Origin of the sequence: Pyxidicoccus trucidator (assembly GCF_010894435.1) — a bacterium.
Classification (GTDB): Bacteria; Myxococcota; Myxococcia; order Myxococcales; family Myxococcaceae; genus Myxococcus; species Myxococcus trucidator.
In genome coordinates, this window is record NZ_JAAIXZ010000024.1 from 45791 (window position 1) to 63101 (window position 17311).

11 protein-coding genes are annotated in these 17311 nt (G+C 71.4%); 9 read left to right on the plus strand and 2 right to left on the minus strand.

What is annotated here, in order from left to right; all coding sequences use genetic code 11:
- The first annotated feature begins 1 nt into the window (after position 1).
- The 6 genes from G4D85_RS42445 (at position 2) to G4D85_RS42470 (ending at position 11002) form a co-directional block, all read left to right on the plus strand.
- A complete protein-coding gene (locus G4D85_RS42445; protein WP_164019988.1) occupies positions 2–3895 on the plus strand; it encodes a serine/threonine-protein kinase in 3894 nt (1297 codons plus the stop codon).
- The gene (lanM, locus tag G4D85_RS42450; protein WP_164019989.1) at positions 3892–6666 is read left to right on the plus strand and encodes a type 2 lanthipeptide synthetase LanM; all 2775 of its coding nucleotides are present in this window, start codon (positions 3892–3894) and stop codon (positions 6664–6666) included. Before G4D85_RS42445 ends, lanM begins: the two co-directional genes overlap by 4 nt.
- Positions 6667–6676: 10 nt before the next feature.
- Entirely contained in the window at positions 6677–7900 is a 1224-nt protein-coding gene (locus G4D85_RS42455; protein ID WP_164019990.1) for a YcaO-like family protein, read from the plus strand.
- Positions 7901–7912: 12 nt separating this feature from the next.
- On the plus strand, positions 7913–9220 hold the full coding sequence (locus G4D85_RS42460) for a TfuA-like protein (RefSeq protein WP_164019991.1): 1308 nt from the start codon (positions 7913–7915) through the stop codon (positions 9218–9220).
- Between the two features lie 97 nt (positions 9221–9317).
- Positions 9318–10199, plus strand: a complete 882-nt coding sequence (locus G4D85_RS42465) for a LysR family transcriptional regulator (RefSeq protein WP_164019992.1) — start codon at positions 9318–9320, stop codon at positions 10197–10199.
- A gap of 176 nt (positions 10200–10375) precedes the next feature.
- On the plus strand, positions 10376–11002 hold the full coding sequence (locus G4D85_RS42470; RefSeq protein ID WP_240359831.1) for a CHRD domain-containing protein: 627 nt from the start codon (positions 10376–10378) through the stop codon (positions 11000–11002).
- 57 nt (positions 11003–11059) lie between these two features.
- Here G4D85_RS42470 and G4D85_RS42475 read toward each other — a convergent pair whose 3' ends face one another.
- Positions 11060–11641, minus strand: coding sequence for a DUF3060 domain-containing protein (locus G4D85_RS42475; RefSeq protein ID WP_164019994.1), 582 nt, complete (start codon positions 11639–11641; stop codon positions 11060–11062).
- A 150-nt stretch (positions 11642–11791) separates the two neighbouring features.
- On the opposite strand from G4D85_RS42475, the gene G4D85_RS42480 reads away from it, so the two are divergent.
- The 3 genes from G4D85_RS42480 (at position 11792) to G4D85_RS42490 (ending at position 16625) form a co-directional block, all read left to right on the plus strand.
- Positions 11792–12484 carry an expansin EXLX1 family cellulose-binding protein gene (locus G4D85_RS42480; protein ID WP_164019995.1) on the plus strand — a complete coding sequence of 231 codons (693 nt, stop codon included), beginning with the start codon at positions 11792–11794 and terminating at the stop codon, positions 12482–12484.
- 73 nt (positions 12485–12557) lie between these two features.
- A complete protein-coding gene (locus G4D85_RS42485; RefSeq protein WP_164019996.1) occupies positions 12558–15332 on the plus strand; it encodes a M16 family metallopeptidase in 2775 nt (924 codons plus the stop codon).
- 252 nt (positions 15333–15584) lie between these two features.
- Positions 15585–16625, plus strand: a complete 1041-nt coding sequence (locus tag G4D85_RS42490; RefSeq protein WP_164019997.1) for a hypothetical protein — start codon at positions 15585–15587, stop codon at positions 16623–16625.
- Positions 16626–16652: 27 nt separating this feature from the next.
- Here G4D85_RS42490 and G4D85_RS42495 read toward each other — a convergent pair whose 3' ends face one another.
- Complete coding sequence (locus G4D85_RS42495; protein ID WP_164019998.1) at positions 16653–17300, minus strand: hypothetical protein; 648 nt, start codon at positions 17298–17300, stop codon at positions 16653–16655.
- Positions 17301–17311 lie beyond the last annotated feature (11 nt).

Here is a 17311-nt window from a genome sequence, read left to right on the forward strand (position 1 = left end):
CATGGAACCGGTGAGGACAGGCAGCACGGGCTCGGACCGCACGGGGCCTGACACGGAGCTGCTCACACCAGGGCAGCGCCTGGGTCGGTACGAGGTGGTGGAGCGGGTGGGCGCCGGCGGCATGGGTGTCGTCTACAAGGCGCGGGACACCGTGCGCGGCCACACCGTGGCCCTCAAGACGCTCCATCGCCTGGAGCCGGGCGCCCTGCTGCGGCTCAAGAACGAGTTCCGCTACGTCGCCAACGTCACGCACCGCAACCTCGTCTCCCTCCACGAGCTGATGGAGGCGGACGACAAGTGGTTCTTCACCATGGAGTTCATCGAGGGCGAGAGCCTCTGGTCACTGCTTCACCGCGGCGCCCAGGCGGCGAGCTCCACCCTGGAGCCGCGCTCCCAGTCCGACGCCACCGTGACGCTCACCCGTGGCGAGAGGGCATCCCAGGACGCCACCGTGACGTCCGATCGCGCGCCGGGCCAGACGCCCGCGCCGGCCACGAGCCCCACGGACGTGACGGTGACGCACGGGAAGCTCACGCCGGACGCCGTCGTGGCCCCGCCCCCTGGACCCGCGCTCCGGGTCAGCCAGCCCGTACTCCCCATCGACGAGCTGCGGCGCATCTTCGGCGAGCTCGCGCTCGGCATCTTCGCGCTTCACGCCTCGCGGAAGTTCCACTGCGACATCAAGCCCCGCAACGTCATGGTGGAGAAGACCGGGCGCGTGGTGCTGCTCGACTTCGGTCTCGCGAGCGACCGCTCCGAGCCGTCCAACGGAGAGCTGGCCGGGACGCCCGCGTACATCTCCCCGGAGCAGCTCATGGGCCAGCCCAGCTCGGAGGCCACCGACTGGTACGCCTTCGGGGTGATGCTCTACGAGGCGCTCGCGGGCGGACAGTCCTTCCGGCGCGGCAAGCTGCGCGAGCAGGCGCACCAGGCGCCGCCGCCGCTGGAGCCCTCGCCCCTGGTGCCCGAGGACCTCCGGACGCTGGCCATGGACCTGGTGCAGGTGGAGCCCGCGCGCCGGCCCACGGGCCAGGAGGTGCTGCGGCGGCTGGGAATGACGGCGAGCGTCCCCTCCACCTCGCGGGCCCAGCCCCTCGTCGGCCGCGAGGGCCCCCTGGCGTCCCTGCTCGCCGCGTACGACGCCATGGCCTCCGGGCGGACCGTGGTGGTTCACCTGCACGGCCCTTCCGGCATGGGCAAGACGGCGCTGGTGCACGGCTTCGCCGAGGGGCTCGGCGCGCGGCGGCCGGGCAGCGTGGTGCTGAGCGGCCGGTGCTACGAGCGCGAGTCCGTGCCGTACAAGGGCTTCGACAGCCTCATCGACGCCCTCACCCGCTACCTGCGCACGCTGTCACCGCAGGCGGTGAAGGCGCTGGCCCCCCAGCACCTGCCGGAGCTGTTGCGCATCTTCCCGGTGCTGCGGCAGGTGGAGGCCTTCTCGAAGGTGGTGCCCACGGTGCTGGAGGCGGGCCGTGAGCAGCAGGAGCTGCGCCTTCGCGCCTTCCGCGCGCTGAAGGAGCTGCTGGCCCGGCTGGGAAGCACGACGCCCCTGGTGCTGCACCTGGACGACCTCCAGTGGGGGGACGCGGACACCGCGCGCGCGCTGAGCGAGCTGCAGGAAGCACCGGGCACGCCGCGCCTGCTGCTGATCTGCGGCTACCGCACCGGCGAGGGCATCGCCGCCGGGCTGCTGGAGGCGCACCGCGCGCTCGCCGCGGCCCCCGGCAACGCGCTCGACCTCCGGGAGGTTGCGCTGGCCCCGCTGTCCGAGGCGGAGGGCCGCGAGCTGGCGGCGGCGCTGCTGGGCCCGAACGCCACGGACGCGCGCGCGAGCACGCTCGCCCACGAGGCGCGGGGCAATCCCTTCTTCATCGAGGCACTGACGCAGTACGTGCTGGAGCAGGGCGAGGCGCCGCTCGCCCAGGGCGGGACGCCGACGCTGGAGCAGGTGGTGCTCGCCCGGGTGGGCAGGCTCGCGCCGGAGCCGGCGCGGCTCCTCTCCGCGGTGGCCGTGGCCGGCCAGCCGGTGCAGCGGGGGCTCGCGTTCCGGGCGGCGGCGCTGGACATGGACCCCCACACCCCGTGGACGCAGCTCCGGGCCTCGCACCTCGTCACCACGCACGGCCCCCGGGACGAGGACTCGGCGGAGTGCTACCACGACCGCATCCGCGAGGCCGTGTACGCGAGCCTCTCCCCGGAAGCGCTGAAGGCCAACCACCTGCGGCTGGCGGAGCTGCTGGAGGAGACGGGCAGCGCGGAGCCGGATCGGCTGGCGCGGCACTTCCGGAGCGCCGGCAGGCCGGAGAAGGCGGGCCCGTACGCGGCGAAGGCGGCGGACCGCGCCGCCAGCGCCCTGGCCTTCGAGCGCGCCGCGGCACTCTATGCCGAGGCGCTGGAGTGCAACCCTGACGACGCGGACCTGCTGGAGAAGCAGGCGGACGCCCTCGTCAACGCAGGCCGCGGCGCGGAAGCGGCACCCCTGTACGTGAAGGCGGCGGCGTTGGTGCGCGGCGACCGAGCCTTCGACCTGCGCCGGCGCGGCACCGAGCAGTACCTCGTCAGCGGACTGCTCGAGGAGGGCGAGGCCCTGCTGAAGCAGCTCTTGAAGGAGGTGGGGCTGCCCTACCCGTCCACCACCCTGCTGACGCTGGTGGGCATCCTCTTCCGCAGCGTGCAGTTCGTCCTCTTCGGCAAGCGCGTCCGTAACGTGGCCGCTGGCGAGGTGTCCCCGCTGCTGCGCCGACGGGTGAATGTGACGTGGAGCGCGGCCCGGGGCATGGCCGTGCAGGACATGCTGCGCATGGGCTACTTCACCGTGCGCAACGCCCTGCTGTCCGCCGAGGCGGGGGACGAGGTGCGCACGACCTATGGCCTCCTCGGGCTGGCGGCCGTGACGCTGTCCCAGGGAACGCCGAGCGACGTGAAGCGAGGGACGCGGTTCCTGGAGGAGGGCACGCGCCGGGTCGAGGCCCTGAACAACCCCGCCATGACCGGCTTCCTCAAGTGGATTCACGGCTCCGCGGAGATGATGGCGGGCAACTGGCGGAGCGCCGACACCATCCTCGCGGAGGGCATCCGCATCCTGGAGAACGAGGCCACCGGCGTCATCTCGGAGCTGGACAACCTGTACTCCTGCCGCGTGTACGTGCTGCGGATGCTGGGCGAGCTGCCGGAGCTGGCGGCCATCGGCAACCGCTGGCTGCGCTTCGCGGAGCAGAACCAGAACCGGTACGCGTCCGGGTGGATGCACATCCACCTGGCCCCCACGCGGGTGGCGGAGGACGCCCCGGCCGAGGCGCTGGCGAAGCTGGAGGCGCTGGCCAACGGGTGGACCGACCGGCGCTTCACGCCGCACAACCTCTACGCGGCGCTGGAGAGCGCGCGGTGCGAGCTGTACCAGGGCGCACCCGCGACGGCCTGGGAACGCCTGAAGAAGGTCTGGCCGGTGGCGGAGTCACACTTCCTGCTGGGGCAGATGTACTTCCGCATCTACGCGCTGCGCGTCCGCGCGGGGACTGCGCTGGCCATGGCCGCGTCGCGCCGTGCCGGGCGCGAGCCCTTCCGCGCCGCGGCCCGCAAGGACATCCAGGCGCTCGAGGCGCTGCGGCACCGGCCGGACGCACAGGCCGAGGCGCAGCTCCTGCGGGCGACGGAGGCGGCGCTGGACGGGAAGACGGCGGACGCGCTCCGGCTCCTGGACGGCGCCGAGGCCAGCTTCCAGCGCCTGGAGATGCCGCTGCATGCCGCCTCCGCCCGCAGGCGCAGGGGACAGCTCACCGGGGGTGAGGCGGGAGCACGGCTCATCGCGGAGGCGGACGCCATCCTGCGGGCAGCGGGCATCCGCGACCCGGCGCGATGGGTCGTCATGGAAGTCCCCGGCGTCCCCGCGACGTGAGCGGCGACGTGGCGCGGTGGGGGCACGGCGAGGCCTCCCGGCGGGCGCTGGAGACGCTGCTGCGCGGAGCGGCCCGCGCCTCCGAGTCGGCCCTCGCTGCCTGGGAGGGTCCCCCCGGCCAGTCCGCCATGGCGGGGCTGCTGGCGGCGGCGGACGCGGAGCTCGGGAGAGTCCTCGCTCGCGCCGAGGCCCGGGTGCTGCCCTCCGCGCGCCGGGACCTGGTGCTGCTCCTCTCGGGGCGGCTCCTGCGCGCCTGCGTGAAGGTGCTGGCCCTGGAGTGGCGGAGCCAGGAGGCGCTCGGCCTTGGCGGTGGGCTGGACTCCTGCGTGGACTCATGGCGGGAGCGCTTCCGCGCCTACCCCGTCCTGGTGGAGCGGATGGGCGGCACCTTCCTTCGCTGGCGCGCCCACGTCCGGGAGCTGCTCTCCCGGCTCGCGGCGGACCGGGAACCGCTGGGCCGGGCCCTGTGGGAAGGACGCGCCCCGGGTGCCCTCGCCCACGTGGAAGGCGACGCGGGAGACCTGCATGCGGGGGGCCGCTCTGTGGCGGTGCTGCGCTTCGAGGACGGCCGCCGCGTCGTGTACAAGCCCAAAGACTTGCGCGTCACCCGCGCGGTGCTGGACCTGTACACCCTGCTGAATGGCGCCGGCCTGCCCCTGGGGCTCCATGTGCACGCCGTGCTGTGCCGCCGCGGCCATGCCTGGGAAGAGTACGTCGCCGCGGAGCCCTGCCGGACGGCCGAGGGGGTGGAGCGCTTCTACCTGCGCGCGGGCATGCTCGCGCGCCTCATGCAGTTGCTGGAGGCGCAGGACCTCTGGCTCGACAACCTGGTGGCCCACGGCGAGCACCCCGTCCTCGTCGACCTGGAGATGGTGCTGCAGCCCAGGCGGGCGGGACGCGCGCCCGGCGCGGCGAGGCGGGCGGCGGAGGACTTCCTGTCCGAGTCGGTGGCGCCCCTGGGCCTGCTGGCCGCGCCACTCGGCATCATCCCGGGCGTGCCCGCGGAGGACCTCGGCGCGCTGACACCCGCGCGCGCCTTCCTCATTCCCCGCCCGTGCGAGCCGGTGCGCGACGCGCTGGAGGGCCTGCGCCGGCCCTGCCGGAACGGCTACACGGTGGAGACCCATGCCCGTCACGCGCCTGACTTCGAGGGGCGTCCGGGGCGGGCGGCGGAACACCTGGAGGCGCTGCGCGAGGGCTACCGGGCGATGCACGCCACGCTGCGCGCCAACCGCGCCGGCCTGGATGCGAACACGGGTCCCCTGCGCGAGCTGGCCCGCCTGCCGGTCCGCTACGTCCACCGGGACACCTGGACGTACCACCGCATCCTGGAAGTGCTGACGGAGCCGCGCGTGCTCGCGAGCGAGGAGGTCCAGGCGGAGGAGCTGGGCGGGCTCCTGCGCTCCGGCGACGACCAGCCGCGAGCACGGGCCCTGAAGGCGGTGGCCCGCGAGGAGTTGGAGGCCCTGCGCGCGCTGGAGATTCCGTACTTCACCTGCCACCCCGGGAATGACGCGCTCCTGGGGCCTGGAGGACAGCAGGTCCGCGCGCGCTTCTTCGAGGGCACCGCGCTGGGGCGCCTCCGGGCGCGGCTGCGGACGCTGGACACCTTCCCGCTCGCGCGCCACGACGCCCTGTTCCGGTCCACGCTGGCCAGCGGTCGTCATGAGGTGGCGCCGCCCCCGCGTCCGCCGCTGCGGCGCGGAGGACGCGTCCCGGACTGGCTCGCTGAGGCCATCTCCCTCGGCGACTTCCTGCTGCGCGAGTCGTTCGCGAGGGACGGCGGGCTCGCCTGGCTCGGGCTGAGGAACGAGCCGCTCTACACCCTCCGCCAGTTGGACGTGGTCGGACCGGACCTGCTCTCGGGCTCGGCGGGCGTGGCCATCGCTCTGGCGGAGCTGGCCGCGGCCAGCGGGCTCCCCCGGTTCCGGGATGCGGCGCTCGCGGCGCTGGAGCCGGCGAGGGCCTCGCTCAATCAGGACGGCGAGGGGCCCTGGACGCGCGCACCCGACGGCACCGTCGAGGTGGGCGCGTTCCGCGGCATCGGCGCGCGGCTCTACGCCCTGCACCGCTGCGGCGCCGCGCTCGGGCTGCCTGCGCTTGACCGCGAGGCGCGTGCCCGGGCCCGGACGCTCCCCGTGGAGCGACTGGCGGAGCAGGCCTCGCTCGACCTGGTGACGGGGGCTCCGGGACTGCTGCTCGCGCTGCGAGCCTGTCGCGCCACCGGACCCGCCCGGCGGCTGGCGAAGGCCCTGGAGCGGAGGCTCGGCCGCGGTGCCCCGCTGACCGCCTTTCACGTCCCGGGACTGCCGGACGCCGCCAGCGCCCTCGCGCTCTGCGGGCTGCGGGCGCCCGGGGCCGCACCCGAGCGAGGGCAGCCGGTGGGAAGCGAGACGTCCGGCGTGCTGCTCTCACGCATCGCGCTGGCAAGCGGAGCGGCGCGGGGCCGCACGGAGGTGCTCGCGGAAGTCCGTCGTGTGCTCCGGCGGGCGGAGCCAGGCTCCGCGTGCCTGGAGGCCCTGGAGCTGGCGCTCACGGCGGGGCGGGAGCTGCACGAGCCGGCACTGCTCCATGAGGCCCTCCGCCCTGGCCGGCTGCTGGTGGCTGGCCATCGCCTTCACGGGCGCTGGTTTCCGGACCGCCTGGAGGCGGATGAGCACGACCTCTCCGTCCTCGGAGGGCTCTGCGCGTTGCTGCGCGCCCTGCTCGGCCTCCACCGGCCCGTGACGTGGACCTCACTCCGGCTGGTCCGGCCGAGCGAGGTGATATGAAACGCGGCGCATGCTGCCGTTCCCGCCCAGCCCGAAACTCGGCCCGCTCTCGTCCCGGGTCGTCCGCGCCGAGGAAACGGAGGCCCGGGTGCTCGCCATCCGCGCGCGGGTTCCCATCACCCGAATCTCGGACCTGACGCCGCTCGACCCCCTCCGCCTTCCGGTGTTCTCGGCCGTCACCCCACTGGCCCTGGACCTGACCACGCACCTGGGCAAGGGCGTGGACGCGGTGAGCGCCCGGGTGAGCGCATTGATGGAGGCCGTGGAGCGGGTGTCATCGGAGCGCGCGCCCCGGGGTGCCACGCGACGTGGCAGCTTCACCCGACTCTCCCGCGCGAAGTCCTCACGGCCCATCGACCCGGTAACGCTCCACCTCCCCGCGGACACCCACTACGGGCCGAGCAAGGCGTTCACCTGGGTCGACAGCCAGGACCTCGTCTCCGGGGAGCGGGTGCTGATGGCGGCCGACCTCGCGCTCACCCCTCCCTCGGAAGGCCTCCTGTGGGACGTGGACACGAACGGCCTCGCCTCCGGCAACACCCTCCTGGAGGCCGTCGTGCATGGGCTGTGCGAGGTCATCGAGCGCGACGTCCAGAGCCAGCTCGACTTCGCGACCGCGTTCGGCGACGCCGGAATGCCACTGCCGCCACTCGTGGCCGTGGACCCCGCGAGCCTTCCCACCGAGGCCCGCGGGTGGCTGGACCGGCTGACGGAGGCAGGGCTCGATGCGCGGGTCCAGGATGCGACTGGAGACCTCGGGGTCGCCACCTTCCGGACGGTGCTCGCCGACTACGACTACCCGACGGCGGCGGGCCCCGTTCCCATGCTGTTCACCGGCTGGGGGACGGCACCCCATGCCGAGGCCGCGCTCCTACGCTCCATCACCGAGGCCGTGCAGGCGCGGCTCGGGTTCATCCAGGGCGCACGCGATTCGTTCAACGTCCGGTGGGAGGGCTCGAGCGCCACGAGCAGGGCCCACCGACTGCGGGAGCTGGACCCGCCCCGCGTGGAGCCCTTCCAGCGCACGCCCTCATTCGAGTCCCAGGACCTCCGCGACGACCTGGAGTTCCTCCTGGGGCGGCTTCGGGCCCTGGGGTTCAACCGGGTCATCGTGACGGACCTGACGCGCGAGGACCTCGGGATTCCCGTCGTGCGCGTACGCGTACCGGGACTCTCGTGCTTCACCGTCAACCAGCGCCGCGTGGACTGGCGCTGCCTGCGGCACCTCCTGTAGCGCCCCGCGCCCATGGCCTCCCCTCCCCCCATCGTCTTTCTCGGGCCCAGCCTGTCACGCGGTGAAGCGGAGGCGCTGCTGCCAGGAGCCGACTTCCGCCCTCCCGTCCGGCGTGGAGACCTCTACCGCGCACGCGCGAGCGGTGGCTCGGTCTTCCTGATTGTCGACGGCGTCTTCATGCAGCAGCACGCCATCTCACCCCGGGAGATTGTCGATGTGGTGCGGGATGGGGCGTGGGTCGTGGGAGCGTCCAGCATGGGGGCCCTGCGTGCGGCCGAGTGCTGGCCGGCGGGCATGCAGGGGGTTGGCTCCATCTACCGCCTGTTCCGCCGCGGGAGCCTGACCTCCGACGACGAGGTGGCCGTCGTGTTCGACCCGGAGTCCGAGCGTCCCGGCTCCATCGCGCTGGTGAACGTGCGCCATGCCGTGGCCCGCGCGGTGCGCCAGGGACAGCTCCTGCGCTCGGAGGCGGAGCGGCTCGTGCGGGTGGCGGAGGAGACCTTCTACGCGGAGCGGACCTGGCGGACGTTGCTGGCACGCGCCGGGTTCAAGGACGGGAAACAGCTGGAGCGGCGGCTCTCCGGCTGGGACCTCAAGGCGGAGGATGCGCGGCGTGGCCTGCGGTACGTCGCGCGGCGGTTGTCGACTCCCCCCGGCCGCGCGCGTGGCGCCAGGCGCAAGCGCGCGGAGCCTGGCCTTGCGCCACGCACGCGAGAGCAAGGCCCCGACGCACTCGCCGGGCTGAACGCTGTCACCCTGCGGCGTGAGCTCGCCCGGTGGCATCTGGTGAGCGGGCGATACACCCGCCATGCGCTCGTCATCTCAGCGGCAAGCCCGGAATGGGGGTTCTCGGAGCGGCTCCGGATGACCGGGTCAGCAGCCTCGGTCCTCGCGGCCCCGCTCCTGCTGTCCACGATGCGGGGGGCGCCAGCGCGATTCGCCGCCACGAAGAAGGAGCAGGAGGGGCTGGGCTCTCTGCTCGCGCTGCGGCTCGTGTTGGCCGAGCTGTGGAGGCTGTTCATCACGCACGAAGCCCTGTTCGCGGCCAGGCTCTGGCAACAGCTCAGCCTGTCCCATGAGCTCGACGCCGAGGTCTTCCGCTGGCGGGCGATTCACGAAGCCGCTGCGCGAGCGCGAGCAGTGAAGCTCGAGGTGCGGCCACGAGACCGACACCTCGCGCGGCAGGAAGTCGCCCATGCCCACGGGTTTGACACCTGGGAGGAGCTGGAGCACACCGCGCGAGAGCGGGAGTGGTGGTCCTCCTTCCTCGACTACGTGGAGACCCGCGCCCTCTCCATGCGGATGCGCGGAGCGCCGTAGCAGCCGTGCCACCCACGGTCGGCGGCCCGCTCCCCTTCCGCCGTCTTCAGCGCCGACGGCGGCTCATGTCCTAGACTCCCGCCAGCGAGGCAAGAGCATGGACCTGGAAGAGCTGCGCGCTTTTCTCGACGTCGCGGAGACGGGCTCGTTCCTGGCCGCCGCGGATTCCCTGGGGGTGTCGCGCACGACGTTGAGGCGCCGCGTCGAGGCGCTCGAGGCCCGCGCCGGCGTACCGCTCTTCAAGAGCACCCGGTCGGGCGTCATCCTGACGGAAGCCGGCGAGGTGCTCGCCCAGCGCGGGCGCATCATGATGCAGGAGACGAGCGCGCTGCTGGCGTCCATCCGGGAGGTGGGCCAGGCCCCGGCGGGCGTGCTGCGCGTGGTGCTGCCCGTCGGGCTTCCACCGCATCTGCTCACCCCGCTGTTCGGGGTGCTGCGGACCACCTACCCGCAGCTGCGCGTCCACGCCAGCTTCAGCGACGACCCCCTGACTGAAGCCCTGGAGGATGTGGACATGGCAGTCCACTTCGGGGAGGCCCTGCCCAGGGGCCCGTGGCTGTCACACGAGGTGCTGCGGGTCCATGAGGGGTTGATTGCCAGCACCGAGTACCTGGAGCGCCGGGGCGTTCCCCGCTCCCTGGAGGACCTGCGGCACCACGAGCTCTTGTCCTGGGAAGCACCGGGAGAAGATGCGCGCCTCTGGCCCTCGCTCCGGGGCCCCAGGTTCAGGGTGGAGCCAGCCCTCATCGCCACGGACATCCACTTCGTCCGCACCTGCTGCATCGCCGGGCAGGGCATCGGCCTGGTCCCCAGCGTCGATCTGCCCGACCCGGGAGTCGGCGACGTGCTGGTGCCTGTGCTGCCCGACATCGTGGGGCGCGAGCGACCTCTCCGCATCAGCGTGCCCGAGGCGCTCTCCGAGATTCCCAAGATCAAGCTCGTGCTCTCGCACATCCAGGGCGTCCTCGAACCGCTGTGAGCCCTGACGGCACGAAGGCTTGCGCTGTTCCCAGACGGGAGGTGCTCCGCATCGGGCGGGGGCGAGTCGGACCCGCTGCGCGATATCGGCCACCGGCTGTCCACCTTTGGCCATCACCCGCAGCGGGCTCGGGCTACGCCTGAGACTTCCATTCCGAGCTGGAGCCCGCCATGCACATGCCGACGCGTCTTGCCCTCACGGTCGCCCTGTTCACGCTGTCAGCGCACGCCAAGGAGCCCGCGCTCGGGGCGACGACCTTCACCGTCTACGAGGCCTTCCTCAGCCCCGCGCAGGAGCCCGGTGAGGAGTCGGAGATTCCGAAGCCGCTGGAGAAGAGCCTCGGGGCCACGGCGCCCTCGACGCCGCGCGAGAGCAGGAAATCCAGGGGCTGGGGGCAGCTCCGGTTCACCAAGGACCTGAGCCGCGCCTACGTCGACGTCCAGATTGAAGGGGTGAATGCCGCCGACATCCTCATGTTCCACATCCACTGCGGTGCGCCGGGCGTGCTCGGCCCCGTCGTCGTGGACCTCGGTGAGGCCGTCAACCTGTCGAAGACGTTGGCCGCGGGCAAGCTCTCCCTGGAGCTCACCAACAAGAACATCGTCTTCATCAAGGACATGAAGGGCATGAAGCCCGGGTTGCCGGAGAGCTGCCCCTCCGAGCTGGGCTTCGCAGCCCAGACCAAGACGCTTGCCAGCCTGGAATCCCTGGCGAAGAAGGGCGTGCTCTACTTCAACCTCCACACCAAGGCGCACACCTACTACGGCGAGATGCGCGGACAGATCTACGCCGCCCAGCCGTAGGAGCGGCGAAGGAGGCCCGGGGTAGGCCACCCGGGCCGAGGCGCGACGCCGCGAGTCTCAGCGCGCCTGGCTGATGGCATTGTTCATGCCGACGTTGCTGACCTTCGGCTTCTTGCCCTTGCTGGGGCCGCGCTCCCAGGCGACGGTGTTACCGGAGCCGGTGACCTCGATGCGGCTCGTGGCCTCCACCCGCACCTTGTTGTCACTGCCACTCACCTCGACGCTCTTGCACTCGCCTTTCAGGGTGACAGTGTTGCTGGAGCCGGTGATTTCGGCCTCGCCCCCCTTGCCACACTGGAGCGTCACCTTGCGGCCGGAGTCGACGATCTCCAGCGAGGACTCGTCGCCACCAGCCTCGGTGTCGTCCGAGTCGTCCGAGTCGTCCGTCTCCACCACCGTCGTGCCGCGCCCCGACTGGACGCGCGTGCTGCCGCCCCGGGTCTCCACCGTCGCGCCGCCCGACTGGACGCGCGTGCCGCCGCCCCGGGTCTCCACCGTCGAGCCGCCCCCCTTCACCTTGACGCTGCCGTCCTTGCCTACCTGGATCGAGGTCTCGTCGTCAGCCTGTGCCCCCGCCGTCACCGGGCCGAGGACACATGCGACCACCATGAACACCGCCGCTCCGAGCTTGCCGTGCATATCGTCTTTTTCCCCTTGGGATGGCAGCGGGCCAGAAGACCCGGCCTCGACCGCCGCCTATCTACGCAAGCGGGCACGAAAGATTCAAAGCTTTACGGCGGCTACCCCACGGCAGCGGGGCCCCGTCTTCGCGGGTATAATCCCCCGCGTATGCGCCCATTCCGTTCCCAGTCCCGATTCCTCCTCCCCCTCGCCGCCGCGCTGTTCGCATGCGGTGCGTGCAGCGATGACCCGTCCGGCGGCGGCGCGCCGCTGGGTGAAGAGCAGGACGGCATCGCCACCTACTATGACGCCACCGGCGCCGGCAATTGCAGCTTCGAGCCGAACGGCGACCTGATGGTGGCGGCCATGAACACGCCGCAGTACGCCGCCAGCGCGGCGTGCGGGCAGTGCGTGGACATCAAGGGACCCAAGGGCAATGTCCGCGTGCGCATCGTCGACCGCTGCCCGGAGTGCGAGAGCGGCCACCTGGACCTGAGCCGCGAGGCCTTCGCGAAGATCGCCGAGATGCAGGCCGGTCGCGTCAACATCACCTGGACGCCGGTGTCCTGCGACGTGGCCGGCAACCTCGAGTACCACTTCAAGAACGGCAGCAATCCGTGGTGGACGGCCATCCAGGTCCGCAACCACCGGCTGCCCATCCAGAAGCTGGAGTGGCGGCGCGGCACGGGCGGTTGGAACAACGTCCCCCGCGAGGACTACAACTACTTCGTCAACGGCGACGGCATGGGCGAAGGCAGCTTCCAGGTCCGCGTCACCGCCTCGGACGGGCAGCAGGTCGAGGACACGATTCAGCGCGTGCTCGACGACGACACCGCCGAGGGCGCCGGCCAGTTCCGCTGATTCACCTGGGGGCTGGCGCTGCCGCCAGCCCCTGGCGAACGACTTGAACACGCGGCTGCAGGGGGGAATACACGTGAGCAAGACTTTCCAGAGGACGGCCCGGCTTCTCTGTCTCATGGCCCTGGCCGCCGCCGTGAGCGCATGCCTGGGCGTGCGCGGCCGTCCCCGCTTCGGAGCCCTGCGCACCGACTCGCGCCCGCTCCAGTTCCGTCACGACATCCAGCTGTACACCGTCGAGAACGGAATCACCGTGGCACTGCTGCCCGACAAGCGCACCAACCTGGTCACGGTCGATGCCCGCTATCTCGTCGGAGCCTCGGACGATCCGGCCGGACGTGCCGGCATGGCCCACCTGGTCGAGCACCTGACCTTCGAGGCCCGGACGGGAACGAATCAAGCCACTCTCGCGGACCGCCTGAGCGAGGCCGCCCTCCAGCACAACGCGTTCACCACCCACGACGTCACCCACTACACGGCTACGGCGCTCGCCAGCCGGCTGGCGGACGTGCTCGAGCTGGAAGCGCAGCGCCTCGAGGTGTCCTGCGAGCAGCTTGACGACGCCGTCTTCAGCCGCGAACGCGACGTGGTGCTGGAGGAGGACGCCGAGAGAAGCACGACCTGGAGCAACCTCCACCGCGAGGTCGCGCGTGCGGTCTGGGGCGAGCACCATCCGTACGCCCGCGGCCTCGGCACCCACGAGGTCGCGAATGCGACCAAGGATGAAGCCTGTCGCTTCATCGGCAAACACTACGCACCCGATCGGCTGATGCTGGTCGTCACCGGTGACTTCGACCCCGCCCCGGTCGCCAAGGCGATTGGCAAGCGCTTTGCCCGGGCCGGTTGGAAGAGCGAAGCCGCGCGAGCCCCCGTCCAGGAAGCCAGGCTCACGGGCACCCGGTCGCGGCACCTTGCCGACATCGACGACGCGGTCGCGATGGTCTTCTTCCAGGCACCGGCCTGGGGAGGAGAAGACGCGGTGCTGAACACGCTGGCGCTCGGTCAGATGAACCGCGTCCTGGCTCGGGCCGATGAAGAGCATGACTGGATTACCGACGTGGACGTCACCACCGACGGCGCGGGCCGGGCCCGGCTGATCCTCGTCACGGTTGAAGTCGACGACCCCAGGCGCCTCGACGACGCCGTCGACGAGGTCTTCGAGCGCGCACCCGCGATGTTCGACGAGGTCAGTCCGTACGCGGCCGCGAGCCTCCTCGGCCAGCTCCAGACCGGCTACGTGGCGTCGTACGAGTCGTTCTCGGCTCGCGGCACGTGGCTCGGCGACTACCTGACCTACACGCGCCACGAAAACTTCATGATGCCCGAGCTGGAGACCGTGGCGCGCACCTCGATGGTGGACGCTGCCAGCTATGCCCGGGCGAGGTTCGTACAAACCAAGAGCCACGTCGCCCTGGTCAAGCCCAGCGGCAAGCCGGCGACCACCTCGCGGGAAGCCGTGGCCTCGGGCCGCGAGCCCGATCTCGCTCCCTGGCGGGCGCCGGTGGACGTCATGGAGGCCCAGCGCCCGCTTCCCGCGCCCCCCGCGCGGGCCCGCGACACCGTCGAGGAGCTGAAACTGGAAAACGGACTCCGCGTGCTCCTGGCTCCGGACTCCACCAGCGCACTGGTCGATGTGCGGTTGGTGTTCCCGTACGGCGCGGCGTCAGACCCGCCCGAGTTCCGCGGCCGGGCCACCGCCGCCGCCGGCCTGCTGGAGCCCGACCCGAACCGTCGCTACCCGGCGAGCGACGTGCTGCTGCTCGGATGGGGGATGAGCATCGGCACCCAGCTCGATATCGACGTCTCCGAGACGTCCACCGTGTTCTGGGCACGCGGCGCCTCCAACCTGGCTGACTGGCACGTGTGGCGTCTCTCATGGCTCATCGACCAGTGTGGCTATCAAGGCGAGGCCGTGAGCACCTTCCGCGCCAACGCCATGGGTGCCAGCGCCAAGGACGTCGATCCGGCGGAGGCGCTGAGCCGTGAGCTCCTGTTCGGCGACGGGCATCCCTATGCAACCCCGCCTCCGACCGGAGAGGCGTGGAGCTGGCTGACGCGCGACGAGCTGGAGCGCTATCGCCTGACTCACTACGTGCCACGCGGGGCCACGTTGATCGTCACCGGCGGCTTCGACGTCGAGGCGATGCGAAAGCATGTCCGGGCGCTGTTCGCGTACTGGTCCGACGACCCCGCCGCGACGCCCGCGACGCTCCCCGCCGCACGGCCCGCGCCAGGGCCGAGCTGGGTCGGGACGCGGGATGCCTCCCGCACGCAGGTGGGCCTGGCGGTGACGTTCGCGACCGCCTCGGACCCCGACCGGGACCAGGCCGCGCGGCTCGTCCTGCGGGAGATGGTCACAGACAGGCTGCGGATCGTCCGCGAGGGAATGGGTGCGTCCTACGGCGTGCAGGTGTCGTACACCGCGGGCACCGGCGGCGGCGCGCTCTACATCGAGAGCGAGCTCGAGCCGGTGCGGGCGGCGAAGGCCGCGACCGCCATCGTCTCCGAGCTCGAGGCGCTCCGTACCGGAGCCGGCGCCATGGCGGAGGGCTTCGTCCGGGCGAGGCGCCGCGTGCTGGCCAGCGCGCTGGCGGACGTCGCTGGCGTCACCGCCAGGGCAGAGCGGCTCGAGTACGGCGTGCGGCGCGGCCTGCCCGCCGACCACAGCGATCAACTCGCGCTCGCGATCAGCAAGATCACCCCCGCCGAGGTCGCCGCCGTGGCGGCTGCCGACCTCGACCCGCGCCGCATGGTGGTCTCGGTCGGCGCCGCGTCCGCGCGTCTGAACGAGGTCATGACCGCGCTGCAAGCCACCGGACCGAGGATCTTCGACAAGGAGAAGGCGCCCTGAACCGAGGGAAGCAGGCCATGGGCGGTCCGAGGGCACCGCCTTCGCCCCCCTCGACAACGTCCCCAGCCAGGACATATCAACACACGCTCACCACCGGCTGTGATGCGGTCAGCAGGCTCCCGAAGCCTGCCAGGAGTTCATGTCATGGGTTCGAGCCGTCACCTCGCCTTCCTCGCGCTCGCCCTGATGGCAGCCTGCTCCAAACCCAAAGAGGCCACCCCCGCCGGGGCCGGCGAACCGGAGCAGCCCGCCATGAAGACCGCTCCGCGGAGCACGCCTCCCACCACCGACCTCGTGACGGTGCGTGACCCGGTCGAGAACGCCTACACGATGGGGATGCCGAAGGGCTGGCACAACCAGACCTACTCGGCCCGGGTGTACGACATCCACAGCATGGTGACCCACTCGGTCAGCCCGGACGGAAGCGTCCTCATCTTCAGTGGCGACCCCAGCATCCCCCAGTACTGGAACCCAGCCGCGGCGACGCCTGTCCACTACGACATGGCCCGGGTCCACCCCCGGATGAAGATCGAGCCGTTCGTGCCCGCCACGGATTACTTCCCCGGCTACGTGAAGCGGAAGTTCGGCAAGCTGCCGGACTTCAAGCTCCTCTCGACCGAGGCGGATGCCCAGGCAGAGCAGAAGCTGCGGAAGCGCTTCGCCGACGCGGGCCTCCGGGTGCAGGCGACCATCGCGAATGTCGCCTTCAGCTACATGGACGGCGGCAAGCCGATGAACGCGCTGATCATCGGCTCGACGACGGACAACGGCTCGTTCTGGGTCGTCACCGTCACGGGGATTGCCGCCTCGGGCGACCCGAAGCAGTACCTGCCGATGATTGAAGCCATGGGCCGCTCCTACCAGCAGAACCCGGCCTGGCAGGCAGAGCAGAATCGGAAGCACCAGGAGCGCATGGCGCAGATCCAGGAGTTCGGGCGTCAGATGACCGCCCAGCATCACCGGAACATGGCCGCGCTCCAGCAGAGCGCCCAGCGCCACCAGCAGCGGATGGAGGCCATCCACGCGCAGGGCGACGCCAGCATGAAGAGCTATTACGACCGCATGGCCGCGGGCGACACCCAGCACCGGAACTTCCTGAACTACGTCAACGAGGAGAACACGGTGGTCGGCTCGAGCGGCAAGACGTTCCAGGTGGACAGCAGCTACCAGCGGTACTTCATGCACAAGCGGGATCACACGTACGTCGGCGGCGACGTCCGCATGGACCTGGACACCCTGCGCAGCCTCGGCCTGAATCCCGACGACTACGAGGAAGTGAAGATCGTGAAGTGAAGGCAGGCCGCGGGCAAGGCGCCGCGCTCAGCCCATTCGCGCGCCGGTATATTCCTTGGTCGCTTGCACCGCTCTCGCCAACAGGAGCGCCGGGGCCATGAAGGCATCCAGCTCCGTGGCTGTTCCCGGCATCCCCACCCTCTCCACCCGCAGGAAGCCATCCTCGAGGGAGAAGCCCAAGTACGCCTGCCCCAGCTTCAGCAAGGGCCCGCGCACACGCGGGGCGACGAGCAGGGCCCGGGCCCGGGGCGTGACGTTCTTCAGCAGAAGCGCCGCGTCGAGCTCCGCGTCACCCACTTCCTCGTCCTTGTAGCCGATGAGCTTGAGCGCCAGGTCACCCAGCTGCTCGGGCTTCAGGCTCAACCCGGGAGGGAGCGCGTCTCCGAGCTCCAGTTGCAGGAGCGTGAAGATGTTCCGGTACTCGCCATGCCCCCGGTACTCGGTGAACAGCAGGAGCGGGAGCCCCTGGTAGACGCCCTGCATCGTCAGGGTCCCCACCGCGTACTTGAGTGCCCCCGGCGTTACGCTGAATTCCAGGCCGCGTTGGTTCGCGAAGGACTGCCAGGCCACGATGCGCCGCTGCCACCGCTTCCACCGGACGGTGACCATGATGACAGCCACGACCAGTCCGATGCCGACGACGGTCAGGAAGTTGGGGTGCGTTATCACCGACATTGCGGCCATCC